Source organism: Streptomyces sp. NPDC020489, assembly GCF_044386545.1.
Classification (GTDB): Bacteria; Actinomycetota; Actinomycetes; order Streptomycetales; family Streptomycetaceae; genus Streptomyces.
Genome location: NZ_JBIRUZ010000006.1, coordinates 412,525 through 435,575 on the forward strand (window position 1 = coordinate 412,525; position 23,051 = coordinate 435,575).

General features: G+C 71.7%; 22 protein-coding genes and 1 riboswitch. Of the genes, 9 read left to right on the forward strand and 13 right to left on the reverse strand.

What is annotated here, in order from left to right; translation table 11 throughout:
- Positions 1-51: 51 nt before the first annotated feature.
- The 5 genes from ACH41F_RS18985 to thrC form a co-directional block, all read right to left on the reverse strand.
- Positions 52-1,233 (reverse strand): NADH:flavin oxidoreductase, encoded by a 1,182-nt coding sequence (locus ACH41F_RS18985; protein ID WP_391234124.1) that lies wholly within the window; start codon positions 1,231-1,233, stop codon positions 52-54.
- Positions 1,234-1,394: 161 nt separating this feature from the next.
- A complete protein-coding gene (gene groL / locus ACH41F_RS18990; RefSeq protein WP_391234123.1) occupies positions 1,395-3,017 on the reverse strand; it encodes a chaperonin GroEL in 1,623 nt (540 codons plus the stop codon).
- 338 nt (positions 3,018-3,355) lie between these two features.
- Positions 3,356-3,562, reverse strand: coding sequence for a cold-shock protein (locus ACH41F_RS18995; RefSeq protein ID WP_007493268.1), 207 nt, complete (start codon positions 3,560-3,562; stop codon positions 3,356-3,358).
- A gap of 441 nt (positions 3,563-4,003) precedes the next feature.
- Positions 4,004-4,279 carry a MoaD/ThiS family protein gene (locus ACH41F_RS19000; RefSeq protein WP_391234122.1) on the reverse strand — a complete coding sequence of 92 codons (276 nt, stop codon included), beginning with the start codon at positions 4,277-4,279 and terminating at the stop codon, positions 4,004-4,006.
- 87 nt (positions 4,280-4,366) lie between these two features.
- Positions 4,367-5,650, reverse strand: coding sequence for a threonine synthase (gene thrC / locus ACH41F_RS19005; RefSeq protein WP_391234121.1), 1,284 nt, complete (start codon positions 5,648-5,650; stop codon positions 4,367-4,369).
- Positions 5,651-5,667: 17 nt separating this feature from the next.
- A riboswitch (SAM riboswitch) is annotated at positions 5,668-5,823 on the reverse strand.
- A gap of 140 nt (positions 5,824-5,963) precedes the next feature.
- Between thrC and ACH41F_RS19010 the strand changes: the two genes are divergently transcribed.
- Positions 5,964-6,908, forward strand: coding sequence for a glucosyl-3-phosphoglycerate synthase (locus tag ACH41F_RS19010; RefSeq protein WP_391234120.1), 945 nt, complete (start codon positions 5,964-5,966; stop codon positions 6,906-6,908).
- Positions 6,909-6,993: 85 nt separating this feature from the next.
- Positions 6,994-8,403, forward strand: coding sequence for a trehalose-6-phosphate synthase (locus ACH41F_RS19015; RefSeq protein WP_398836655.1), 1,410 nt, complete (start codon positions 6,994-6,996; stop codon positions 8,401-8,403).
- Here the strand turns inward: ACH41F_RS19015 and otsB are convergent.
- From otsB to ACH41F_RS19030, 3 genes are all read right to left on the reverse strand, one after another.
- Positions 8,391-9,257, reverse strand: coding sequence for a trehalose-phosphatase (gene otsB / locus ACH41F_RS19020; protein WP_391234118.1), 867 nt, complete (start codon positions 9,255-9,257; stop codon positions 8,391-8,393). The two genes, ACH41F_RS19015 and otsB, sit on opposite strands and share 13 nt — an antisense overlap.
- Positions 9,258-9,356: 99 nt before the next feature.
- Positions 9,357-9,593: a DUF3263 domain-containing protein gene (locus tag ACH41F_RS19025; protein WP_391234117.1), complete on the reverse strand. Its 237-nt coding sequence runs from the start codon at positions 9,591-9,593 to the stop codon at positions 9,357-9,359.
- 46 nt (positions 9,594-9,639) lie between these two features.
- Positions 9,640-10,866, reverse strand: a complete 1,227-nt coding sequence (locus ACH41F_RS19030) for an extracellular solute-binding protein (RefSeq protein ID WP_398836739.1) — start codon at positions 10,864-10,866, stop codon at positions 9,640-9,642.
- 152 nt (positions 10,867-11,018) lie between these two features.
- Between ACH41F_RS19030 and ACH41F_RS19035 the strand changes: the two genes are divergently transcribed.
- The 3 genes from ACH41F_RS19035 (at position 11,019) to ACH41F_RS19045 (ending at position 14,185) form a co-directional block, all read left to right on the forward strand.
- Positions 11,019-11,963: an ROK family protein gene (locus ACH41F_RS19035; protein WP_398836657.1), complete on the forward strand. Its 945-nt coding sequence runs from the start codon at positions 11,019-11,021 to the stop codon at positions 11,961-11,963.
- Positions 11,963-13,174, forward strand: a complete 1,212-nt coding sequence (gene nagA, locus ACH41F_RS19040) for an N-acetylglucosamine-6-phosphate deacetylase (protein ID WP_398836658.1) — start codon at positions 11,963-11,965, stop codon at positions 13,172-13,174. Before ACH41F_RS19035 ends, nagA begins: the two co-directional genes overlap by 1 nt.
- An 81-nt stretch (positions 13,175-13,255) precedes the next feature.
- On the forward strand, positions 13,256-14,185 hold the full coding sequence (locus tag ACH41F_RS19045; RefSeq protein WP_398836659.1) for a 1-phosphofructokinase family hexose kinase: 930 nt from the start codon (positions 13,256-13,258) through the stop codon (positions 14,183-14,185).
- On the opposite strand, the gene ACH41F_RS19050 is transcribed toward ACH41F_RS19045, so the two are convergent.
- Together ACH41F_RS19050 and cdgB are read right to left on the reverse strand one after the other, a co-directional pair.
- Positions 14,186-15,124 carry a CBM35 domain-containing protein gene (locus ACH41F_RS19050; protein WP_398836661.1) on the reverse strand — a complete coding sequence of 313 codons (939 nt, stop codon included), beginning with the start codon at positions 15,122-15,124 and terminating at the stop codon, positions 14,186-14,188.
- 120 nt (positions 15,125-15,244) lie between these two features.
- Entirely contained in the window at positions 15,245-16,897 is a 1,653-nt protein-coding gene (cdgB, locus tag ACH41F_RS19055; protein ID WP_391234112.1) for a diguanylate cyclase CdgB, read from the reverse strand.
- A gap of 369 nt (positions 16,898-17,266) precedes the next feature.
- Between cdgB and ACH41F_RS19060 the strand changes: the two genes are divergently transcribed.
- A complete protein-coding gene (locus ACH41F_RS19060) occupies positions 17,267-17,776 on the forward strand; it encodes a flavin reductase (protein WP_391234415.1) in 510 nt (169 codons plus the stop codon).
- A 22-nt stretch (positions 17,777-17,798) separates the two neighbouring features.
- Entirely contained in the window at positions 17,799-18,257 is a 459-nt protein-coding gene (locus ACH41F_RS19065; RefSeq protein ID WP_391234111.1) for a GNAT family N-acetyltransferase, read from the forward strand.
- A gap of 43 nt (positions 18,258-18,300) precedes the next feature.
- On the opposite strand, the gene ACH41F_RS19070 is transcribed toward ACH41F_RS19065, so the two are convergent.
- Together ACH41F_RS19070 and arfB are read right to left on the reverse strand one after the other, a co-directional pair.
- Entirely contained in the window at positions 18,301-19,140 is an 840-nt protein-coding gene (locus tag ACH41F_RS19070) for a sigma-70 family RNA polymerase sigma factor (RefSeq protein WP_391234110.1), read from the reverse strand.
- A 102-nt stretch (positions 19,141-19,242) separates the two neighbouring features.
- The gene (gene arfB, locus ACH41F_RS19075) at positions 19,243-19,680 is read right to left on the reverse strand and encodes an alternative ribosome rescue aminoacyl-tRNA hydrolase ArfB (RefSeq protein WP_391234109.1); all 438 of its coding nucleotides are present in this window, start codon (positions 19,678-19,680) and stop codon (positions 19,243-19,245) included.
- 189 nt (positions 19,681-19,869) lie between these two features.
- Between arfB and ACH41F_RS19080 the strand changes: the two genes are divergently transcribed.
- On the forward strand, positions 19,870-20,445 hold the full coding sequence (locus tag ACH41F_RS19080) for a TerD family protein (protein ID WP_391234108.1): 576 nt from the start codon (positions 19,870-19,872) through the stop codon (positions 20,443-20,445).
- Between the two features lie 99 nt (positions 20,446-20,544).
- Positions 20,545-21,495, forward strand: a complete 951-nt coding sequence (locus ACH41F_RS19085) for a GNAT family N-acetyltransferase (RefSeq protein ID WP_398836663.1) — start codon at positions 20,545-20,547, stop codon at positions 21,493-21,495.
- A gap of 16 nt (positions 21,496-21,511) precedes the next feature.
- Here ACH41F_RS19085 and ACH41F_RS19090 read toward each other — a convergent pair whose 3' ends face one another.
- A complete protein-coding gene (locus ACH41F_RS19090) occupies positions 21,512-22,948 on the reverse strand; it encodes a M1 family metallopeptidase (RefSeq protein WP_398836664.1) in 1,437 nt (478 codons plus the stop codon).
- Between the last annotated feature and the right edge of the window lie 103 nt (positions 22,949-23,051).

The window sequence follows — 23,051 nt, forward strand, 5'->3', positions numbered from 1 at the left end:
GCGGGCCGGCGGGGGCCCGGGGGCGCGCGCCCCCGCCGGCCCGCGGCGGGGTCAGCTCAGCGAGCGCAGCGCCGCCGCGTCGTACGGCTTCAGCTCGTCCGTCCGGCCCGCCAGCACCTTCGCCGCCCACTGCGGATCCTGGAGCAGCGCGCGGCCGATGGCGACCATGTCGTACTCCTCGCGCTCCAGGCGGTCCAGGAGGTCGTCGATGCCGCGCACCGGGGAGCCCTCGCCCATGAAGCCCTTGATGAAGTCGCCGTCGAGACCGACCGAGCCGACGGTGATGACCTGCTTGCCGGTGAGCTTCTTGGTCCAGCCGGCGAGGTTGAGGTCGGCGCCGTCGAACTCGGGCAGCCAGTAGCGGCGGGTGGAGGCGTGGAAGGCGTCGACGCCCGCGGCGGCCAGCGGCGCGAGGATGGCCTCCAGCTCCTGCGGGGTCTCCGCGAGCCGGGCGTCGTAGGCCTCCTGCTTCCACTGCGAGTAGCGGAAGATGATCGGGAACCCCGGCGAGACGGTCTCGCGCACGGCGGCCACGAGCTCGGCGGCGAACCTCGTCCGGGCGACCGCGTCACCGCCGTAGGCGTCGGTGCGCCGGTTGGTGCCCGCCCACAGGAACTGGTCGACCAGGTAGCCGTGGGCGCCGTGGATCTCGACACCGTCGAAGCCGATGCGCTCGGCGGCGGCCGCGGCCTCGGCGAAGGCGCCGATGACGTCGTCCAGGTCGCGCTGGGTCATCGCCCGGCCGGTGGGCTCGTCGGCGCCGGGGCGCAGACCGGAGGGGCCCATGGAGGGGGCGTCCGGGACGGGGCCCTTGCCCGGGGTGCGGGTCATGCCGATGTGCCACAGCTGCGGGACGATCGTGCCGCCGGCCGCGTGCACGTCCGCGGCGACCTTCGCCCAGCCCGCGAGCTGCTCCTCGCCGTGGAAGCGCGGGACGCGGTTGCTCTCGCCCGCCGAGTCGTGACCGACGTAGGTGCCCTCGGTGACGATCAGGCCGACCCCGGCCGCCGCCCGGCGCGCGTAGTACGAGGCCACGTCAGCGCCGGGCACGCCGCCCGGGGAGAACATGCGCGTCATGGGCGCCATGGCGATGCGGTTCGGGATGTCGAGGCCGTTGATCGAGATCGGCCGCGAGAGGACCTCGGCGGCGCGGGTGGGGGCGGGGGCGGTCACGTGGGGGCTCCTCGGGGACGGACGGGCCGGGGCGATACCGGCTGGTATGTGCACGCGCATGAACACTACGCACGCTTCAACCGCCGCAGCCACCGCGCTCGTCCCGAAGACCCTGTGATCCCGCACACGCCGGACAGCGGGCGGACGGGGAACGCCCGAGGGCGGCACCCCTTGGGGTGCCGCCCTCGGAACGAAGGACAGGCGATCAACCGTCAGGTCGATCAGAAGTCCATGTCACCGCCCGGCATGCCGCCACCGGCAGGCGCGGCGGCCTTCTCCGGCTTGTCGGCGATGACGGCCTCGGTGGTGAGGAAGAGCGCGGCGATGGAGGCGGCGTTCTGAAGAGCGGAACGCGTCACCTTCGCCGGGTCGATGATGCCGGAGGCGATCATGTCGACGTACTCACCGGTCGCGGCGTTCAGGCCGTGGCCGACGGGCAGGTTGCGCACCTTCTCGACGATGACACCACCCTCGAGACCACCGTTGACGGCGATCTGCTTGAGCGGGGCCTCCAGCGCCAGCTTGACGGCGTTGGCGCCGGTCAGCTCGTCGCCCTCCAGGTCCAGCTTCTCGAAGACCGAGGAGGCCTGGAGCAGGGCCACGCCACCACCGGCGACGATGCCCTCCTCGACGGCCGCCTTGGCGTTGCGCACGGCGTCCTCGATGCGGTGCTTGCGCTCCTTGAGCTCGACCTCGGTCGCGGCACCGGCCTTGATGACGGCGACGCCACCGGCGAGCTTGGCCAGGCGCTCCTGGAGCTTCTCGCGGTCGTAGTCCGAGTCGCTGTTCTCGATCTCGGCGCGGATCTGGTTGACCCGGCCCTGGACCTGGTCGGCGGAGCCGGCACCGTCGACGATGGTGGTCTCGTCCTTGGTGATGACGACCTTGCGGGCGCGACCCAGGAGGTCCAGGGTCGCGTTCTCCAGCTTGAGGCCGACCTCCTCGGAGATGACCTCGCCGCCCGTGAGGATGGCGATGTCGCCGAGCATGGCCTTGCGGCGGTCACCGAAGCCCGGGGCCTTGACGGCGACGGACTTGAAGGTGCCGCGGATCTTGTTGACGACCAGGGTCGACAGGGCCTCGCCCTCGACGTCCTCGGCGATGATCAGCAGCGGCTTGCCCGACTGCATGACCTTCTCCAGGAGCGGGAGCAGGTCCTTGACGGAGCCGATCTTGGAGTTGGCGATCAGGATGTACGGGTCGTCGAGCGACGCCTCCATCCGCTCCATGTCGGTGGCGAAGTACGCCGAGATGTAGCCCTTGTCGAAGCGCATACCCTCGGTGAGCTCAAGCTCCAGACCGAAGGTCTGGGACTCCTCGACGGTGATGACGCCTTCCTTGCCGACCTTGTCCATCGCCTCGGCGATGAGCTCGCCGATCTGGGTGTCGGCGGCGGAGATGGAGGCCGTGGAAGCGATCTGCTCCTTGGTCTCGACATCCTTCGCCTGCTCGAGCAGGGCACCGGAGACGGCCTCGACGGCCTTCTCGATACCGCGCTTGAGAGCCATCGGGTTGGCACCGGCGGCCACGTTGCGCAGACCCTCGCGCACCAGGGCCTGGGCCAGGACGGTCGCGGTCGTCGTGCCGTCACCGGCTACGTCGTCGGTCTTCTTCGCGACTTCCTTGACCAGCTCGGCGCCGATCTTCTCGTACGGGTCCTCGAGCTCGATCTCCTTGGCGATGGACACACCATCGTTGGTGATCGTGGGGGCGCCCCACTTCTTCTCGAGGACGACGTTGCGGCCCTTGGGGCCGAGCGTCACCTTCACGGCGTCCGCGAGCTGGTTCATGCCGCGCTCGAGGCCGCGCCGCGCCTCCTCGTCGAACGCGATGATCTTGGCCATGTGAAGTGGTCCCTCCAGGACTGGGGGTGATTCCTTCGGACCGCGCCCGCGCCCGCGACGGACGGCTCGCACACCTCGTGGTTCCTTGCCCCACCTGGCTTGCGGGCCTCACCGACCCGGTCCTCGTTGTCACTCTCACCTTCAGAGTGCTAACGCCAATGATTAGCACTCGACCCCGTCGAGTGCAAGCGCCTCTCCGGGATCGTCCAGGCCCCGCACGGGCTCCGGGCAGGCGCGGAAGGGTCTGCGGGCACGCCGAAGGGCCCGCACCCATGACTCCCCATGAGGTGCGGGCCCTTCGAAGAAGAACGTCGCTGCTAGTTCAGTCGGCGCGTGCTTCAGCCGGTCGCCAGTCGGACCATGTCCGCCTGCGGCCCCTTCTGGCCCTGCGAGATCTCGAAATCGACCCGCTGACCCTCTTCCAGGGTGCGGTAGCCGTCCATCTGAATCGCGCTGTAGTGGACGAATACATCCGCACCACCGTCGACCGCGATGAAGCCGTACCCCTTCTCCGCGTTGAACCACTTGACGGTGCCCTGAGCCATGCCTAACTCCCCTATTACTGGCCCTTGCACAGATCCACACTTCGCGGATCCGGGTCAGACCTCACCCCCCACGGATTGGGGGCGTGCGCCGGAACGCGTCGACCGCGGCTGAATGTATCTGTCCAACTGCCGTCTGCAACAGGTCAATCGGACGAGAATTCTGGACGCGAAGGGTCCGGAATGTAGTGAGAATTCGCCCGAACTCGGGGCAAGTCGGGCTCCACAAATGGCGCAAAATTCGCAGAAGAACCGCACACTTTGGCTGCTTCTCATCGCCTGCGAAGCAGGAACTCATATGCGGCTGGCATGAGGAGTGGAGCGGGTTCCCCAACTGTACCGCGCTCAACCATAGAGAATTGCCCCCTCCGCTTCTCTCACGGAGGGGGCAATTCGATGAACACTCGGTAATCGGCGTTACCCAGGGTAACGAAAGGAGGCCGGTCAGCCTCCCGCGACCGCCGGGATGATCGAGACGCCGGCCCCGTCCGGAGTGGCCGTCTCCAGGCCCTGCTCGAAGCGGACGTCGTCGTCGTTGACGTACACGTTGACGAACCGGCGCAGCTTGCCCTGGTCGTCGAGCACGCGTGCGGCGATACCCGTGTGGTTCTTCTCCAGGTCGGCGATGACCTCGGCGAGGGTCGCGCCCTCGGCGGTCACTTCGGCCCGGCCACCCGTGTAGGTGCGCAGGATGGTGGGGATGCGGACGTTGACGCTCACGTGGAAACCTCCGGTCGGGATGACGCACCCAGGGGCGCGGGGAACTGCGCGGCCGGCCCCGCGGGCCCGCAGACGAACAACTACCTGTCAGGCGAGCCCAGCCTCGCGGAAGGAGTCGAGGCTGGGGCGGATGGTCGCGGTCAGACCCGTACCCGCCACCGCGTCCAGCGTCTTCAGTCCGTCGCCGGTGTTCAGGACGACGGTCGTCAGCGCCGGGTCCAGCAGCCCGCTGTCGATCAGCTTCTTCGTGACACCCACCGTCACGCCACCCGCCGTCTCGGCGAAGATGCCCTCGGTCCGCGCCAGCAGCTTGATCGCGTCGACGACCTGCTCGTCGGTGACGTCCTCCACCGCGCCGCCGGTCCGGCGCGCGATGTCGAGCACGTAGGGGCCGTCGGCGGGGTTGCCGATGGCGAGGGACTTGGCGATGGTGTTCGGCTTCTGGGGACGGACGACGTCGTGGCCCGCCTTGTAGGCGACCGACACCGGCGAGCACCCCTCGGCCTGGGCACCGAAGATCTTGTACGGCCGGTCCTCGACGAGCCCGAGCCTGATCAGCTCCTGGAGCCCCTTGTCGATCTTCGTGAGCTGCGAGCCGGAGGCGATGGGCACCACCAGCTGGTCGGGCAGCCGCCAGCCGAGCTGCTCGCAGATCTCGTACGCCAGGGTCTTGGACCCCTCCGCGTAGTAGGGCCGCAGGTTGACGTTGACGAATCCCCAGCCCTCGCCGGCCGGGTCGCCGATCAGCTCGGAGCAGAAGCGGTTCACGTCGTCGTAGTTGCCCTCGATGCCGACGAGCTCGCCGCCGTAGACCGCGGCCATGACGACCTTGCCCTGCTCCAGGTCGTGCGGGATGAACACGCAGGACCGGAAGCCGGCGCGGGCGGCGGCGGCGCCGACGGCACCGGCGAGGTTGCCGGTGGAGGAGCAGGACAGGGTGGTGAAGCCGAAGGCGCGGGCGGCCTCCAGGGCCTGGGCGACGACACGGTCCTTGAAGGAGTGCGTCGGGTTGCCGGAGTCGTCCTTCACGTACAGGCCGCCGGTGACGCCGAGCTCGCGGGCCAGGTTGTCGGCCTTGACGAGCTGGGTCCAGCCGGGGTTGATGTTGGGCTTGTCGGCCACGTCCGCGGGGACGGGCAGCAGGGGCGCGTAACGCCAGATGTTCGCGGGTCCCGCTTCGATCCGCTTGCGGAGGTCCTCGGTGTCGTAGGCCGAGAAGTCATAGGCGATCTCGAGCGGGCCGAAACACTCCTCGCACGCGAAGACCGGGCCGAGGGGCACGCGGTGACCGCACTCGCGGCAGCTGAGAGCCGCGGCGGGGCCGAGGTCTACGGTGGTTTCGGTGGTGCTTGCAACAGTCTGCGCAGCCATGGAGGCGAGGCCCTTTCTCCTCATCTTCCTCACGACGCATCTCGCCGTGAGACGGATTTGGCACCTTCCCTAGTCGGGAGCCTCGCTGAGCGATCAACAGTGATCTACGAGAACCGACTGGAGGGTTGCCGGGGCTTCATCGGGCCGTATCCCTCTGCCCCTCTGGATGAGCGGTATGAAGTTGTGTGAACGGCGGGCCACCCTGGACATGCGATGGTCATCCGCGTTGTTCAAGACTGTAACCGACGACCAGGACAGTTGAGAGAGTCGTCCGAACCGCGAGATGGATCACACACGTTAGGAGCCGCGCACTGTGCTGAACGAAGTCGAGCGCTGGCTGACCACCCGGTCCTGGTCCCTGACCGATCGCCCGCTCCACCAGATCCTGGCGGCCAAGCAGCGCACGGGCCAGTCGGTCAGTGTGGTGCTGCCCGCGCTCAACGAGGAGGAGACGGTCGGTGACATCGTCTCCGTGATCCGCCACGACCTCGTGCTCCAGGTCCCCCTGGTCGACGAGATAGTCGTCGTCGACTCGGGCTCCACCGACCGTACGGCCGAGGTCGCCGCGGCGGCCGGCGCGACCGTGGTGCACCGCGACGAGATCCTGCCCCGGATCCCGGCCGTGCCCGGCAAGGGCGAGGTGCTGTGGCGGTCGCTGCTGGTGACCCGCGGCGACATCGTCTGCTTCATCGACGCCGACCTGAGGGAGTTCTCCTCCGACTTCGTCTCCGGGATCGTGGGCCCGCTGCTCACCGACCCGGGCGTCCACCTCGTCAAGGGCATGTACGACCGTCCGCTCGGCGGCGCGGCGGGCCAGGGCGGCCGGGTCACCGAACTCATGGCCCGCCCGCTGCTGAACATGCACTGGCCGCAGCTGGCCGGGTTCGTGCAGCCGCTCGGCGGCGAGTACGCGGCCCGCCGCTCCCTGCTGGAACGGCTGCCGTTCCCGGTCGGCTACGGCGTGGAGCTCGGCATGCTCGTGGACGCGCTGCACCTGGTGGGCCTGGACGCGCTGGCCCAGGTGGACGTGGGTGTCCGCAAGCACCGCCACCAGGACGGCCAGGCCCTCGGCCGGATGTCCGCCGCGATCTACCGCACGGCCCAGCTGCGCCTGGCCCGCGGCCACCTCATCCGCCCGGCCCTGACCCAGTTCGAGCGCGGCCAGGACGGCTTCGAGCCCCGCACGCACTCTGTGGACACCGAGGAGCGGCCGCCGATGGCGGAGATCGCGGAGTACGCCTCCCGGAAGGTGGCCTGACCTCGGGCGGGTCACGGCGGGCACGGTTCCGTATACGGCGAACCCGTACGTTTGAGCGTTTACGGGTCGGGCTAGGTTGAGGCGTATGGCTTCCACGCAGTCTGACCAGGGTGCCCGAGTGCTCGTCGCGTCCAACCGCGGCCCGATCTCCTACGAGGTGCGGCAGGACGGCACGCTGTCCGCCAAACGCGGCGGCGGCGGGCTGGTCTCCGGACTCTCCGCGATCGGGTCGGACGCGGACTCCCTGTGGGTGTGCTCGGCGCTCTCCGACGGGGACCGCGAGGCGGTCCGGCGCGGCGCGGGCGAGGCAGGGGTCCGCATGCTCGACATCCCCGCCGACGTGCACGCCGACGCGTACAACGGCATCGCGAACTCGGTGCTCTGGTTCGTCCACCACATGCTGTACCAGACCCCGCTGGAGCCGGTCTTCGACGCGGAGTTCCGGCGCCAGTGGGCGTCCTACGAGACGTACAACCGCGCCTTCGCCGAGGCGCTCGCCCAGGAGGCCCGCCAGGGCGCCGCGGTCGTGGTGCAGGACTACCACCTGACGCTGGTGCCCGGGATGCTCCGCGAGCTGCGCCCGGACCTGCGGATCGGCCACTTCTCGCACACCCCCTGGGCGCCCCCGGAGTACTTCCGGATGCTCCCCGACGACGTGGCCGAGCAGGTGCTGCGGGGCATGCTGGGCGCGGACCGGCTGGGCTTCCTGACCCGGCGCTGGGCGTCGGCGTTCGAGGCCTGCGCGACGGAGTTCGGCGGGGGCCTCGGGGACACCCGGGTCGGGGTGCACGGGCTCGGCGCGGACGCGGACTTCCTGCGCGAGCGGGCGCACGAGGCGGACGTCGACGAGCGGATGGCGTCGCTGCGGGCGGAGATCGGCGGTGACGGTGACAGGAAGACGATCGTCCGGGTCGACCGCACCGAGCTGTCGAAGAACATCGTGCGCGGGCTGCTGGCGTACCGGCAGCTGCTCGACGACCACCCCGAGTGGCGCGAGCGGGTGGTGCACGTGGCGTTCGCCTACCCCTCACGGCAGGACCTCGCGGTGTACCGGGAGTACACCGCGGAGGTGCAGCGGCAGGCGGAGGAGATCAACGCGGCCTACGGGACGGCGACCTGGAAGCCGGTCGTGCTGCACGTCAAGGACGACTTCGCGCGCTCCCTCGCGGCGTACCGGCTGGCCGACGTGGCCCTGGTCAACCCGATCCGGGACGGCATGAACCTCGTCGCGAAGGAGGTGCCGGTGGTCTCCGACGAGGGGTGCGCGCTGGTGCTGTCGCGGGAGGCGGGGGCGTACGAGGAGCTGGGCGAGGACGCGATCGTGGTGAACCCCTACGACGTGACCGGCACGGCCCGCGCCCTGCACGAGGCGTTGAGCATGCCGGCGGCGGAGCGGGCCGAGCGGACCAAGCGCCTGGCCGCGGCGGCCACGGCGCTGCCGCCGGCCCAGTGGTTCCTGGACCAGCTGCACGCCCTGGAGGATCAGCCCAGCTGAGCGGCGAGTCCCCGCAGCAGCCCCACGACCCCGCGCGGCCCGTCGACGACGAGGTCCGCGCGGTCGGCCAGTTCGGTGACCTCCTCGCTGCCGCTGCACACCAGCAGGCCGGGGACGCCGTCGGAGCGGAGTTTGTCGACGGCGCCGAAGGCGGGCAGGTCGCCGAGGTCGTCGCCGACGTAGAGGACGGACTCGGCGCCCAGCTCGCGGACGTGGTCGAGCAGGGCCACGCCCTTGTCGATGCCGGGCGGCCGCAGCTCCAGCACCAGGCGGCCGGGTTCGACGATCAGGCCGTGCCGGCCGGCGAGGTCGGTGAGGGGCGCGCGCAGCGTCTCGAAGGCGGCCTGGGGGTCGGTGGCCCGGCGGGTGTGGACGGCGAGGGCGCGGCCCTTCTCCTCGATCCAGGTGCCCTGCCAGGCGCCGATCCGGTCGAGGAACCCGGGCAGTTCGGCGCGGGCGCCGGCGACCCCGGGGTGCGGGGCGGGGGCGGACAGGTCGCCGGTGGCGGCGTCCCAGCGCTCGGCGCCGTAGTGGCCGAGGACGACGAGGTGGTCCAGGCCCGCGACCCCGGCGAACCCGCCGAGCCGTACGGCGAGCCCGGGCGGGCGCCCGGTGATCACCGCGACGGAGGCGACCCTGGGGGCCAGCGCGGCGAGCGCGGGCACCGCGTCGGGGTGGGCGCCGGCCTGCTCGGGGTCGGGCACGATCGGCGCGAGCGTGCCGTCGAAGTCGAAGGCGAGCACCGCCTTGTCGGGCCTGTCGAGGATGGCTCGCAGTCCGTCCCGGCCGGCCTGGGTGAGAGGGGTCGGCAGGGAGTCGTCCGTGTCGTGGGTGTCGTAGGTGTGGCTGCCCATACGGGGACCCTATCCAGCGGGGCGCTCTTTAGGCCGGGTCTTTCGCGCCCGTCCGGTGTGCGAGGAGCCGGCACGGTCGGGCCCGGCGCGATGCCCGCCTCAGCGCTCCGAGCGGCGGGACTCCCGCACCCTGCGCAGCCGGTTCACCGTCACCGGGTCGTACGCCAGCGCCCGCGGGTCGTCCAGCAGGGCGTTCAGGAGCTGGTAGTAGCGCACCGGCGCCAGTCCCAGCTCCTCCCGTATCGCCCGCTCCTTCGCGCCCGGTCCGGCGAAACCACGCCGCTCCAGCACGAGGATCGCCCGCTCCCGGGCCCCGAGCCCCTCCTGGTCGTCCATACCCCGCACGGTAGCCGCCGCCACTGACAGCGGGCCGGGCGCGCGGCTACTCGTTCTCCTCGCCCTCCACGCGCAGGGCGGTCGCCTGGAGCCGGCCGAGGACCGCCTCGGGGCTGCCGTTGGCCGTCACCGCCTGGCCTATCTGCTGCTTGACCGCCGCGCTCACCGTGGCCCAGGAGGTCCGCCCGACCGGGTACAGCTCGGAGCCGGGCAGCTCCTGGAGGAAGGGCCGCAGGTGCTCGTCCTGCGACGAGGTGCTCATGGCCTTGGACGCGGACGTGGTGACCGGCAGCAGGTCGTACTCGCGGGAGAAGTCGAGGACGTTCTTCTCCTCGTAGACGAAGTCGAGGAAGTCACCGACCTGCTCGGCGTGGCCGTTCTTCCTGAAGGCCATCATCCAGTCGGCGACGCCCATGGAGTACTTGGTCGGGCCGTCGACGCCGGGCATCGGCACCATGCCGAACTTCACGCCCTTCTTCGCGGCCTGCTTCATCAGCGTGGGATGCCCGTTGAGCATCCCCACCTTCCCGTCGGCGAACGCGGCGAACGCGTCGGCCCGGTTCAGCTTGCCCGGCGCGACCGGCCCGGTCAGGCCCTTGCCGACGAGGTCGTCCTTGAGCCAGGTCAGGGTCGCGACGTTCTCGGCGGAGTCGAAGCCGTAGGACGCGCCGAGGTTCTCGGTGTAGCCGCCTCCGCCGCTCAGCAGCCACTGCATGGTCTCGGCCTGCGCCTCCTCCGAGCCGAGCGGGAGCGCGTAGGGGTACTTCACGCCCTCCTGCTTGAGGGCGGCGGCGTCGGCGGCGAGCTCGTCCCAGGTCTTCGGCGCGCTGAGGCCGGCCTTGGCGAAGAGGGACTTGTTGTAGAAGAGCAGCCGGGTGGAGGCGGCGAACGGCATCCCGTACTGCGTGGCCTGCACCTCGCCGGCGGAGGAGAGCTGCGAGACGAAGTCGGCCTGGGTGGAGATGGAGAGCAGTTCGTCGGCCGAGTACAGCAGGCCCTCTGCGGCGTAGTCGGCGTAGGCGCCGATCTGCGCCATGTCGGGCGCGTCCCCGGCGTCGACCATCTCCTTGACCTCGCGGTCCACGTCGTTCCAGGAGTAGACGGTGACGTCCACCGTCACGCCCGGGTGCTCGGACTCGTACTCCTCGACGAGCTTGTCCCAGTACTTCTCGGAGCTGTTGGCCTCGCTGTCGCCGTAGTCGGCGGCGACCAGCCTCAGCGTCACCTCGTCGGAGTCCGCTCCGAGGCCGCAGCCGCCCAGTACCGCCGTCATGCCCAGTGCGGACACCACCGCGATCGTTCCCGTCCTACGCCGCTGCACTGCCAGGCCCCATTCTCGCCGAAAGTTTCGAAAGGTCAGACATAAGGTCTACACCACGTAAGTGGACTAGACCTCTCATGGGTCGGCGGGCCACACTACTCCCCGTGAGACATGTCATCGCCCTCGATGTGGGCGGCACCGGGATGAAGGCGGCCCTCGTCGGCCCCTCCGGCGAGCTGCTGCACCAGGCCCGCCGCGCGACCGGTCGTGAGCGCGGCCCCGACGCGGTCGTCGAGGGCATCCTCGGCTTCGCCGCCGACCTGCGCGCCCACGGCACCGAGCGGTTCGGGCAGAGCGCGTCCGCCGTCGGCGTCGCCGTTCCCGGCATCGTCGACACCGAGCGCGGCGTCGCCGCCTACGCCGCCAACCTCGGCTGGCGCGACGTGCCGCTGCGCGCGCTGCTCACCGAACGGCTCGGCGGCGTCCCGGTCGCCCTCGGCCACGACGTCCGCACCGGCGGCCTCGCCGAGGGCCGCGTCGGCGCCGGCCGGGGCGCCGACCGCTTCCTCTTCGTCCCCCTCGGCACCGGCATCGCCGGCGCGATCGGCATCGCCGGCCGGGTCGAGGCCGGCGCGCACGGCTTCGCCGGCGAGATCGGCCACATCGTCGTACGGCCCGGCGGGACCCCGTGCCCGTGCGGCCAGCGCGGCTGTCTGGAGCGGTACGCCTCCGCCTCCGCCGTCAGCGAGGCCTGGGCGGCGCAGACGGGCGACCCGGACGCGGACGCGGCCGACTGCGCGAAGGCCGTCGAGTCCGGGGACCCGCGGGCGCGGGCGGTCTGGCAGTTGGCCGTGGACGCCCTCGCCGACGGCCTGGTCACCGCCCTCACCCTCCTGGACCCGCGCACCCTGATCATCGGTGGCGGTCTGGCGGAGGCGGGGGAAACCTTGTTCACACCACTGCGGGACGCGGTCCGGCAGCGGATCACCTTCCAGAAGCTGCCGACGATCGTCCCCGCGGCACTCGGGGACACGGCGGGATGCCGGGGTGCCGGCCTACTGGCCTGGGACCTCCTCACCACACCCGAGCGCACGGAGGAATCAGCCTGATGGCAACGCCGCTAGGGGCGCGGGGAACTGCGCGCCCAGCCACAGCGCACGCGCACCCCGCGACGGGCCCGTCCCCCCTCGTCCTGTCCGGCGCGACCGTGGTCCTCCCCACCGGAACCGTCCAGGACGGCCGAGTGATCGTGGACGGCACCCGGATCGCCGGCAGCGCCCCCGAGAACGCCCGGGTCGTCGACGTCACCGGCCACACGCTCGTGCCCGGCTTCGTCGACCTCCACAACCACGGCGGCGGCGGAGCCTCCTTCACCTCGGGCACGGTCGACGACGTGCTGAAGGGCATTCACACCCACCGCCTCCACGGCACCACCACCCTCGTCGCCTCCACCGTCACCGGCGACATGGACTTCCTCGCCCAGCGGGCCGGCCTGCTGTCCGAACTCGCCGAGCAGGGCGACGTCGCCGGCATCCACTTCGAAGGCCCCTTCATCTCCCCGTGCCGCAAGGGCGCGCACTCCGAGGAACTGCTGCGCGACCCCGACCCGGCGGAGGTCCGCAAGCTGCTCGACGCGGCCCGCGGCCAGGCGCGGATGGTCACCCTGGCCACCGAACTGCCCGGCGGCCTCGACTCCGTGCGGCTGCTCGCCGAGCACGGCGTCATCGCGGCGATCGGCCACACCGACGCCACCTACGAGCAGACGGTGGAGGCCATCGACGCGGGGGCGACCGTGGCGACCCACCTGTTCAACGCGATGCCCGCCCTCGGCCACCGCGCCCCCGGCCCGATCACCGCCCTGCTGGAGGACGAGCGGATCACGGTCGAGCTGATCAACGACGGCACGCATCTGCACCCCGCCGCCCTCCAGCTGGCGTTCCACCACGCGGGCGCGGACCGGGTCGCGTTCATCACGGACGCGATGGACGCGGCCGGCTTCGGGGACGGCCGTTACCTGCTCGGCCCGCTGGAGGTGGAGGTGAGCCAGGGCGTGGCCCGCCTGGTGGAGGGCGGCTCCATCGCGGGCTCCACCCTCACCCTGGACCGCGCCTTCCAGCGGGCGGTGACGCTGGACGGGCTGTCCGTCGAGGACACGGTCGCCGCCCTGTCCGCCAACCCGGCCCGGCTGCTGGGGATGTACGACTCGATCGGCTCGCTGGAGCCGGGCAAGTACGCCGATCTCGTCCTGCTGGACCGGCATTTCGCCCTCAAGGGCGTCATGCGCCGGGGCGCGTGGGTGGTCGATCCGCACCTGGGGTGAGGTGTCCGGCTGTCGAGAGCGGGGCCGGTCCTGGGAGACTGGGTGGGTTGTCCATCGAGTCTTCGGGGGAGGCCGGTCCGGGTGATCCTCACGGTCACGCTGAACACCGCTCTCGACATCACCCATCGCGTGCGGTCCCTCACCCCGCACGCCTCCCACCGCGTCCTTGCGGTGACCGAACGCCCGGGCGGCAAGGGCCTGAACGTGGCCCGGGTGCTCGCGGCCCTCGGCCACGAGGTGACGGTCACCGGCTTCACGGGCGGCGCGACGGGACGGGTCGTCCAGGAGCTGCTCACGGCCACCCCGGAGGTGCTCGACGCGCTCGTCCCGGTCGCCGGACCGACCCGGCGCACGATCGCGGTCGTGGACGAACGGACCGGCGACACCACGCAGTTGAACGAACCCGGCCCGTTCGTCGAGCCCGCCGAATGGTCCGCCTTCCAGGAGGCCTACGAGCACCTGCTCCGCTCGGCGTCCGCGGTGGCCCTGTGCGGCAGCCTCCCGCCGGGCGTGCCGGTGGGGGCGTACGCGGGGCTGGTGCGGACCGCCCGCGCGGCCGGGGTCCCGGTCCTGCTCGACACCGGCGGGGAGCCGCTGCGGCGCGGGGTCGCCGCGCGCCCGGACATCATCAAGCCGAACGCCGACGAGCTGGCCGAACTGACGGGCTCCCACGAGCCGTTGCGCGCCACCCAGGACGCCCGTCGCCGGGGCGCCCGCGCGGTCGTGGCCTCACTCGGTGCCGGAGGCCTGCTGGCCGCCACCCCCGAGGGCCGCTGGCGCGCCGCCCCGCCGGCTCGTCTGCACGGCAACCCCACGGGCGCCGGCGACTCGGCGGTCGCGGGCCTGCTGTCGGGCCTGGTGGGGCAACTGCCCTGGCCGGACCGCCTGACCGAGGCGGTCGCGCTGTCGGCGGCGACGGTCCTGGCGCCGGTGGCGGGCGAGTTCGAACGGGAGGCCTACGAGGAGCTGCGGGCGCGGGTGGCGGTCACGGCCGAGGCCACCGCCGCCTGACTACTCGACCCAGCCCTTGACCAGCCACAGCTGGTCGAGGAGGGCGTCGCACTGGTTGCCCTGCTCGCAGGAGATCTTGATGGTGTTGGAACCCTTGTTGAGCTGCACGTAGTTGTAGGTCTGCGTCCAGCCCTTGGCGTAGTCGCCCTCGGCGGCGTGCGCGTAGTTGTCCATGCCGACCGGCGTGGTGGAGGCCGTGCCGTTGACCGAGAGGGTGGCGGTGGCGTCCTTGCCGGGGACGCTGTAGCCGGTGTACAGCGTGTACTTGCCGGTCTCCGGGATGTTGTTGACGTTCCAGGTGATCGAGGCGCCGACGGTGTTGAAGCCGTTGATGTAGGCGCCGCCGTCCGCCTTGGCGCCCGGGACGTCCGTCGCCGTGGTCAGCCCGGGGCTGAGGGACACCGCCTTGGCGTCGGCCTTCGGCAGCTCGTCCTCCTCGGCGGCGTCACCGGTGCTCTGCGACGGGCTCGGCTCGTCGCTCTGCGCCACCGACGGGGTGCTCGAGGCGTCGTTGCCGCTCGCCTCGTCGTCGCCGCCCAGCATCGCCACGCCGATGCCGATCACGACCGCCGCGACCACCGCGATGGCGCCGATCAGCAGGCCCCTGGTGTTGGGGCCCCGGCCGCGACCGCCGCCGCCGTAGCCCGGCTGGGGGCTGTGCGTGGTGGTGGGGCCGCCCGGGAGGGTCTCGGGGGCCGCGTAGTGCGCGTTGGGCCGGCCGGGGGCGCCCTGCTGCTGCGGCACCTGTCCGTACGGCGCGGTCGGCTGCTGCTGGCCGTACTGGCGCTGGCCGACGGGGCGTACCCGGTTGACGGTGTTCGGGTAGCCGTAGCCGCCGGACGGCGGCTGGGCTCCGTTGGCCTGCCCGTCGGCGTAGAGGTAGCCGAACGGGTCGTCGTCCTCGGGCGGCGTGCTCGCGCCGTTGGTGCCGGACGTCATCCAGGTACTCCTCAGCGGGTGCGGGGCGGATGCGATACGAGGGGTTGAGAAGGGCGAGCCTACCCGCTCCTGCTGACCCAAACGGGTGACCCGGATCGCATCAGCCCGCTGACCTGGGGATCAGCCCGCGCGCCTGTGCTGTTTGGGACGAGATCGTTTCTCTACGTACATCCGCTCGTCGGCGGACTTCAGCACTTCGTCCGCCGTCATCCCGCAGTGCGCCCAGCCGATGCCGAAGCTGGCGCCCACGCGGACGGCCCGGCCCTCGGCGCGGATGGGCTGGATGATCTCGTTGCGCAGCCGGGCGGCGAGGTCGGCGGCGTCCGCGCGGCCGAGACCGTCGGCGAGGATCACGAACTCGTCGCCGCCGAGCCGGGCCACGGTGTCACCGTCGCGGACCTGCCGGGTCAGCCGGCGGGCGACCTCGATGAGAACCGCGTCACCGGCGTTGTGCCCGAACCGGTCGTTGATCGACTTGAAGCCGTCGAGGTCGCAGAAGAGCACCGCGAGCCCCTTGGTGCCGTCGTCGTGGTCGTTCTCGGGGGCGACGGTGTGGACGTGGTGGTCGTAGCCGACGTCGAGCACCTCGGCGTCGGGCCGGAAGTCGAAACCGTGGCCGTTGGCGTCGTGGGCGGCGTGACCGTAGGCCGCGTCGATGGACTCCAGGGCGGCGTGCGTGGGTCGCTTGCACAGGCGGGCGGCGAGCCGGGCGCGCAGTTCGGCCGAGTTCGGCAGGCCGGTCAGGGAGTCGTGGGAGGCACGGTGGGCGAGCTGGAGCTCGCGGCGCTTGCGCTCCTCTATGTCCTCGACATGGGTGAGGAGGAAGCGGGGGCCGTCGGCGGCGTCGGCGACGACGGAGTTGCGCAGCGACACCCATATGTAGGTGCCGTCACGGCGCCCGAGGCGCAGCTCCGCCCGGCCCCCCTCCGCCGAGGTCCGCAGCAGGGTTCCTATGTCCTCGGGGTGGACCAGGTCGGAGAAGGCGTAGCGGCGCATCGCGGAGGCGGGGCGGCCGAGGAGGCGGCACAGGGCGTCGTTGGTGCGCAGGATGCGGCCGTGCTGGTCGCCGCCCATCTCGGCGATGGCCATGCCGGAGGGGGCGTACTCGAAGGCCTGCCGGAAGCTTTCCTCGCTGGCGCGCAGCGCCTGCTGGTCCCGTTCGAGCCGGACCAGGGCGCGCTGCATGTTGGCGCGCAGCCGGGCGTTGCTGATCGCGATGGCGGCCTGGAACGCGTACATCTGGAGCGCCTCGCGCCCCCACGCGCCGGGGCGGCGGCCGTTGCGCGGCCGGTCCACCGAGAGCACGCCGATCAGTTCGCCGCAGGAGGCGCCCTGCACGCCGGGCGTGAACATGGGCGCGAAGAGCCGGTCCGAGGGGTGCCACTCGTCCTCGAAGCGGGGCGCGGGGCCGTCGGTGTACCACTGGGGCACGTCGTCGTCGTCGAGGACCCAGCCCTCGGTGTGCGGGATGAAGACCAGGTCGCCCCAGTTCTCGCCCATGCTCAGGCGGCGCTCCCAGGAGTCCCGGGAGCCGACCCGGCCGGTGATGAGCGCCTCGGCGGCGGGATTGCCGGCGAAGGCGGCGACGACCAGGTCGCCGTCGGGGCGCACGAGGTTGACGCAGGCAAGCTCGTAGCCGAGGCCGTTGACGACGCCGTCGGCGACTGTCTGCAAGGTGTCCGCGAGAGACCGGGCGGTGTTCATGTCCGCCATCACCTGATGCAGTTGTCGCAGAGTCGCAAGACGGACGTAGGGCTCCGACTCGGTCTCCATGCTCGCCCTCCCCCCGAGACCTCGCAGCGAATCAAGGGTTCTCATCGGCGTATCGTTCTGGCAGTTTCCCAGCCACTGAATCACAGCGCGCTGCCCACTCGGTACACAGGGTCAACAATTAATGCCCCTTGTGACTCAAGTCACAGCGAAAGATGAACAATTGAGTGGGGTTTCTGCGTTTTCCCTGTGCGTTTACTGAACGCAAACTTTGGGTGTTTGTGGAGGCCCTGGTCACAGGTACTCCGGGGGTCCTAGGTCCGGGCTCGGGCGGAGGTCCGATGCGCACCGGACCGGGCGGACACTAGCGTTCCCGACGTGCCAAACACTTCCCCGATCACCGCCCCGCCCACCGACGGGCATCCTGTGGGGGTGAGCAACGACGAGTTCCGCGCCGCCATGTCCCGGCTGGCCGCGGGTGTGGTCCTGGTGACCGCCTACGAGGCCCCGCTCGGCCCCGACGGCCCCAAGGGCGAGGACGTCGGCATGACCGCCACCGCGTTCGTGTCGGTGTCCCTCGACCCGCCGTTGGTGCTGGTCAGCCTGCGCGACGGCTCCCGCATGGACGACCTCCTCGACGAACAGCCCCTGTGGGCCGTCTCGGTCCTCTCCGAGAGCCAGCGCCACATCGCCGGCCGCTTCGCCATGAAGGGCCGCATCAGCGACCGCCTGCTGTTCGAGGACATCCCCTGCGTCCGCGGCGACGCCACCGGCGCCCTCCTGGTCGGCGGCGCCCTCGCCACCCTGGAGTGCCGCACGGAACAGCGGGTGCGGGCGGGCGACCACACCCTGGTCATCGGCCGGGTCCTGACGGCGGCCGTACCGAGCGCGGACGGCGGCCCGCTGGCCTACTTCCGGGGCAGGTACCGGCAGTTGGGGTGACGGCAGGGCTTAGGGTGCGCGCATGACGATCCGTCTTGAGGAGATCACCTCCCGCAATCTCGAAGCGGCCCTGGGAATACGGGTGCGCCCCGAGCAGGAATTCGCAGTCGCACCCGTGGTGAAATCCCTCGCCGAGGCCTACGCGCATCCCGGCACCGCCTGGCCCCGCCTGATCGTCGACGACGACCGCGCGGTCGGGTTCCTGATGGCCTTCTTCGACATCGACTGGCGCGAGGACGGCACCCTGTTCCGCTCCGGGCTGTGGCGGCTGAACATCGCCGCCGACGAACAGGGCCGCGGATACGGCCGCTTCGCGGTCGACGCGGTCGCCGCCGAGATCCGCCGCCGGGGCGGCACGGAGCTGTACGTCAGCTGGCACCCCGGCGAACACGGCCCCCAGGACTTCTACCTCGGCCTCGGCTTCCGCCCCAACGGCGAGGTCGAGGAGGGCGAGGTCGTGGCCGTCCTCGACCTCACGTAGTCGCGACGGCCACGGCGCCCACGGTCTGGTGCGGAAAGTGGCCCTAGAGCAGCTCGACGTCGAGCCCCGCCACGCGCGCGGGGTCGGTCACGACGTCGATGACGGCGATCCGCTCCCGCACGAACGTGAACGTCAGCGCCCGCTCCACCCGCCCCTCGGACAGCACCACCAGCCCGGTGGCCCCGTCGACCAGCGCGGGCCGCGCGACGAGCGCGAGGTGCGCGAAGCTCGTCGCACCCTTCGCCACCGCGAGCGCGCCCGCGGTGACCCCGGCCTCGCCGCGCGCCACGACGTCCGGATCGAGCACGTCCACCAGCGCCTCGAAGTCGCCCCCGCGCGCGGCGGCCAGGAAGGCGTCCACGACCTCGCGCTGCCGGGCCAGGTCCGCCTCGGGTTCCGGGGCACCCCGCACCCGGCGCCGGGCCCGGCTCGCGAGCTGCCGCGCCGCGGCCGGCGTGCGGCCCACGATGTCGGCGATGTCCTCGAAGGGCACCGCGAACAGGTCGTGCAGCACGAACGCCAGCCGCTCGGCGGGCGTCAGCGTCTCCAGGACCACGAGCAGCGCGACACCGACCGAGTCGGCGAGCAGCGCGTCCTGCTCCGGACCGGGCACCACGCCCGGCACCGGCACATCCGGCTCCAGCGGCTGCTCGGCCCGCGAGGCGCGGGAGCGCAGCATGTCGAGACACACCCGCCCCACGACCGTCGTCAGCCATCCCCCGAGGTTCGCCACCTGCTCCGGATCGGAACGGCTCAGCCGGACCCACGCCTCCTGCACCGCGTCGTCCGCCTCCGCGGCCGACCCGAGCATCCGGTGGGCGACCGCGGTCAGGTGCCGCCGGTGCTCCTCGAACCGCTCGGCAAGAAAGTCGTTCTCGCTCATCCGTGCGTCACAGCCTCTCGTCATGGGGTCGGTGACATGACGGACCGGACGACGCGAATGTGACAGGGCCCGCGCCGGGAGCCCCCCGGCTCCCGGCGCCGGTCAGCCCCAGTCGCGGCCCGAGCGGCCCCGCTTGGTGTCGGCGCGCTGCTTCTTCTCGCGCAGCCGGCGTTCGTTGATGCCGCGCGGGATGCGCGTGGGCTTGCGGGGCTTGGGCGGCGGGGCGGTGGCCTCGGCGAGCAGGGCGGCCAGGCGTACCGCGGCGGTCTCCCGGTTGCGCCACTGGGAACGGTGTTCCGAGGCGCGGACCGTCAGGACGCCGTCGACGAGGCGGCCGGCCAGGCGCTCCAGGGCGCGCTGCTTCCACACCTCGGGCAGGGCCTGGGTACCGGCCAGGTCGAACCGGAGCTCCACCTGCGAGTCGCTGGTGTTGACGTGCTGCCCGCCGGGCCCCGAGGAGCGCGAGAAACGCCACATGAGCTCGGCCTCCGGGAGGGAGACGGAGCCGCGGATGACGTGGGGACCGGACATGCCCCCCATGGTCGCGCGACCGACCCGCACACGTCACGCGAATATCCCGGCCAACGGCTCGGTGAAGAAAGTGCTCGGTAAAGAAAGTAAAGACACCTGGAACCTTCGGTACCCCTCACGGCGTTCATGGGGGTAGATGTAGCTTCGAGCCCGTACCGCCTGTGCGTGCACTGCATAACGAGGGAAGGAATCCCAACCATGGCTGTAAGCCTGTCCAAGGGTGGCAACGTCTCGCTGACCAAGGAGGCCCCGGGCCTGACCGCCGTCACCGTGGGCCTGGGCTGGGACGTCCGCACCACCACCGGCACGGACTTCGACCTCGACGCCTCGGCGATCGCGGTCAACCCGGAGGGCAAGGTCTACTCCGACGGCCACTTCGTGTTCTTCAACAACAAGCAGACCCCGGACCAGACCATCGTCCACACCGGTGACAACCGCACCGGCGAGGGCGCCGGCGACGACGAGGCGATCAACGTCAACCTGGCCGGCCTCCCCGCCGACATCGACAAGATCGTCTTCCCGGTCTCGATCTACGACGCCGAGAACCGCTCGCAGAACTTCGGCCAGGTCCGCAACGCCTACATCCGCATCGTCAACCAGGCCGGCGGCGCCGAGATCGCGCGCTACGACCTGTCCGAGGACGCCGCCACCGAGACCGCCATGGTCTTCGGCGAGCTGTACCGCAACGGCGCCGAGTGGAAGTTCCGCGCCGTCGGCCAGGGCTACGCCTCCGGCCTGGTGGGCATCGCCCAGGACTTCGGCGTCAGCGTCTGACCCACCCGACGGCCGCCCGGCCGCCACGCTGCACAGGAACCCCCGGTCCCGGCCGGGGGTTCCGGCATCGCCAGGCCCGACGGGGATACGTTGCCCCGCATGATCCTCGCCCCCGTCCCCCTCACCCCCGACCACGACATCCCGGCCCCGGTCCTCACCGAACTCACCGCCCTGTACGCGGCCCACCGTGACTTCCACGCCCTCAGCGGCGACTTCCCGGACCCGGACGACGTGCGCCCGGAGCAGGTGGCGGCCGCGCTCGCCGACGACCTCGCCGACCCGGACGCCGAGGTGCTGCTCGCCCGCAGCGAGGGACGGCTCGTCGGGATCGTCGTCACGCTCGCCCACCACCCCGACCCGGCCGACCCCGACCCGTGGATCGGCCTGCTGATGGTGGCCGCGGACAGCCGGCGGCGCGGGTACGGGCGCCGGTTGGCCGGCCTCGTCGAGGACCGCTTCCGCAAGGCCGGCCGCGACGCCGTACGCCTCGCCGTCCTCGACGCCAACCCTCAAGGCCTCGCCTTCTGGACCGCCCTCGGCTACGAGGTCGTCGACCACCGCGACGACCGCGCGCTCGGCCGCCCCTGCGCGGTCCTGCGCAAGCCCCTGCGCACCCCGCGCCGGGCCGCCCGGGCCGTGGTGCTCGACCCCGAGGGCGCGGTGTTCCTCTTCCGGTACGACAACGTCGAGGTCGGCGTCCACTGGGCCCCTCCCGGCGGCGGCCTGGACCCGGGCGAGACCCCGCACGAGGGCGTCCTGCGTGAACTGCGCGAGGAGACGGGCTGGACGGACCTGGAGGTCGGACCGCTGCTGTGCACCTGGGAGCACGACTTCACGCACGCCGCCGTCGGCCCCGTCCGCCAGCACGAGCACGTCTACGTCGCCCACGGCCCGCGCCGCGAACCCACCGGCCCCCACCTCGCCGCCGCCCACGCCGAGGACGGCATCCTCACCTGGCGCTGGTGGACCCGGCGGGAGCTCGCACAGACGCCCGAGGCGATGTGGCCGCCCGACCTCGCACAGCGCCTCGACGCGTACGACGGGCACTGAGCGCGGGGCGGCCGCCTCAGCGGTGCTCCGGCTTCCCCTCCCCGTACAGCCACTCCGCCCAGATCCCGTCGAAGTCCTCGTCCGGCGCCTGCCGTTCCACGTACGCGGTGAAGTCCCCGGTGTCCGCGGTGCCGTGCCGGTGGGCGGCGGTCCAGCCCTGGAGGATGTCGTAGAAGGCGTCGTCGCCGACGGTCTGCCGGATCTTGTGGACGACCATCGCGGCGCGCTGGTAGACCGGACCCTCGTCGGAGAGGTGCGCGGCGCTCGTGGGCTTCGCCGGGGGGAAGGCCCAGAGGTCCTCGAAGCGGTCCTCGCCGTGGTCGTAGAGCGCGTCGAAGGTCTCCTCGGCGCTGTCGCCGCCCTCGTCCTCCTCCCACAGCCACTCCGCGTACGTCGCGAAGCCCTCGTTCAGCCACATGTCCCGCCAGGTCCGCGGGGTCACGGAGTCCCCGAACCACTGGTGCGCGAGCTCGTGGACGAGCAGAGGGGTGTCCGGGGCGCCGGGGAAGAAGGGGCGGTTCTGCGTCTCCAGCGCGTACCCGGCGTCGGCCTCGCCGCCGACGATCGCACCGGTGGAGGCGAAGGGGTACGGGCCGAAGTTCCCCTCCGCCCACCGCACGACCTCCGGCAGCCGCGCCAGCACCTTCTCGCTCGCCTCCTCCTGCCCGGCGGCGACGGCCGTGTACACCGGCAGGTCACCGGCGGTGGAGCGGCTCACCTCGTAGTCGCCGACCGCGAGCGTGACGGCATGGCTCGCCATCGGCTCGGCGGTGCGCCAGGTGAACGTCGTGCGGCCGTCGCGGGTCGTCCTTCGCGCCAACTCCCCGTTGGACACGGCCTCCAGACCCTCCGGCACGGTCACCGTGACGTCGTACGACGCCTTGTCGCCGGGGTGGTGGCTGCCGGGGAACCACGCCATCGAACCGGTCGGTTCGCCGAGCCCGACCGCGCCGTCCTCGGTGGGCAGCCAACCCTCCTCGGAGCCGTCGGGGTCCGTGATCGTCCGCGGGGTGCCGGAGTAGCGGACCCGCACCTCGAAGGTCTCACCCTTCTCCAGGCCGCCGCCCGGACGCACGATCAGCTCCTGCCCCTCACGCTCCCAACGGGCCGCGCGCCCCTCGACGGTGACCTCGGCGACGTCCATCCCCTTCAGATCCAGGTCGAAGGCGGACAGGTCCCCGGTGGCACGGGCGGTGACGGTCGCCGTCCCGGACAAGTGCTCCGCCTCGGGGTCGTAGGACAGCCGCAACGCGTAGCGGGAGACGTCGAAACCGCCATTGCCCGCCTCCGGAAAGTACGGATCTCCCACCCCGGCCCCACCCGCCACACCCCGCACCCCACTCGCACCACACGCCGTGAGCACGAGGACGAGGCCGAGGCCGAGGCCGAGGACCCGGCCCAGGCCCCGGACCGGGGACGTACAGGCTGGGGCAAGGCGTGCGGATCGGGACATGACAGTGATCCTAGGACGCGGGGGTGGTGAGGCGGTGAGGCGCGGGGGGTGCGACGGGGTGAGGCTGTCGGGCGCGGGGGGCCGCGATGCGGTGAGGCGCGGG

What these genes read in the sequence shown, in the direction of transcription:
- ACH41F_RS18985 (WP_391234124.1), bottom strand. Translation starts at nt 1,233, where the DNA reads ATGCGCGTGCACATACCAGCCGGTATCGCCCCGGCCCGTCCGTCCCCG.
- groL (WP_391234123.1), bottom strand. Translation starts at nt 3,017, where the DNA reads ATGGCCAAGATCATCGCGTTCGACGAGGAGGCGCGGCGCGGCCTCGAG.
- ACH41F_RS18995 (WP_007493268.1), bottom strand. Translation starts at nt 3,562, where the DNA reads ATGGCTCAGGGCACCGTCAAGTGGTTCAACGCGGAGAAGGGGTACGGC.
- thrC (WP_391234121.1), bottom strand. Translation starts at nt 5,650, where the DNA reads ATGGCTGCGCAGACTGTTGCAAGCACCACCGAAACCACCGTAGACCTC.
- ACH41F_RS19015 (WP_398836655.1), top strand. Translation starts at nt 6,994, where the DNA reads ATGGCTTCCACGCAGTCTGACCAGGGTGCCCGAGTGCTCGTCGCGTCC.
- otsB (WP_391234118.1), bottom strand. Translation starts at nt 9,257, where the DNA reads ATGGGCAGCCACACCTACGACACCCACGACACGGACGACTCCCTGCCG.
- ACH41F_RS19025 (WP_391234117.1), bottom strand. Translation starts at nt 9,593, where the DNA reads ATGGACGACCAGGAGGGGCTCGGGGCCCGGGAGCGGGCGATCCTCGTG.
- ACH41F_RS19030 (WP_398836739.1), bottom strand. Translation starts at nt 10,866, where the DNA reads ATGACGGCGGTACTGGGCGGCTGCGGCCTCGGAGCGGACTCCGACGAG.
- nagA (WP_398836658.1), top strand. Translation starts at nt 11,963, where the DNA reads ATGGCAACGCCGCTAGGGGCGCGGGGAACTGCGCGCCCAGCCACAGCG.
- ACH41F_RS19050 (WP_398836661.1), bottom strand. Translation starts at nt 15,124, where the DNA reads ATGACGTCCGGCACCAACGGCGCGAGCACGCCGCCCGAGGACGACGAC.
- cdgB (WP_391234112.1), bottom strand. Translation starts at nt 16,897, where the DNA reads ATGGAGACCGAGTCGGAGCCCTACGTCCGTCTTGCGACTCTGCGACAA.
- ACH41F_RS19065 (WP_391234111.1), top strand. Translation starts at nt 17,799, where the DNA reads ATGACGATCCGTCTTGAGGAGATCACCTCCCGCAATCTCGAAGCGGCC.
- ACH41F_RS19070 (WP_391234110.1), bottom strand. Translation starts at nt 19,140, where the DNA reads ATGAGCGAGAACGACTTTCTTGCCGAGCGGTTCGAGGAGCACCGGCGG.
- arfB (WP_391234109.1), bottom strand. Translation starts at nt 19,680, where the DNA reads ATGGGGGGCATGTCCGGTCCCCACGTCATCCGCGGCTCCGTCTCCCTC.
- ACH41F_RS19080 (WP_391234108.1), top strand. Translation starts at nt 19,870, where the DNA reads ATGGCTGTAAGCCTGTCCAAGGGTGGCAACGTCTCGCTGACCAAGGAG.
- ACH41F_RS19085 (WP_398836663.1), top strand. Translation starts at nt 20,545, where the DNA reads ATGATCCTCGCCCCCGTCCCCCTCACCCCCGACCACGACATCCCGGCC.
- ACH41F_RS19090 (WP_398836664.1), bottom strand. Translation starts at nt 22,948, where the DNA reads ATGTCCCGATCCGCACGCCTTGCCCCAGCCTGTACGTCCCCGGTCCGG.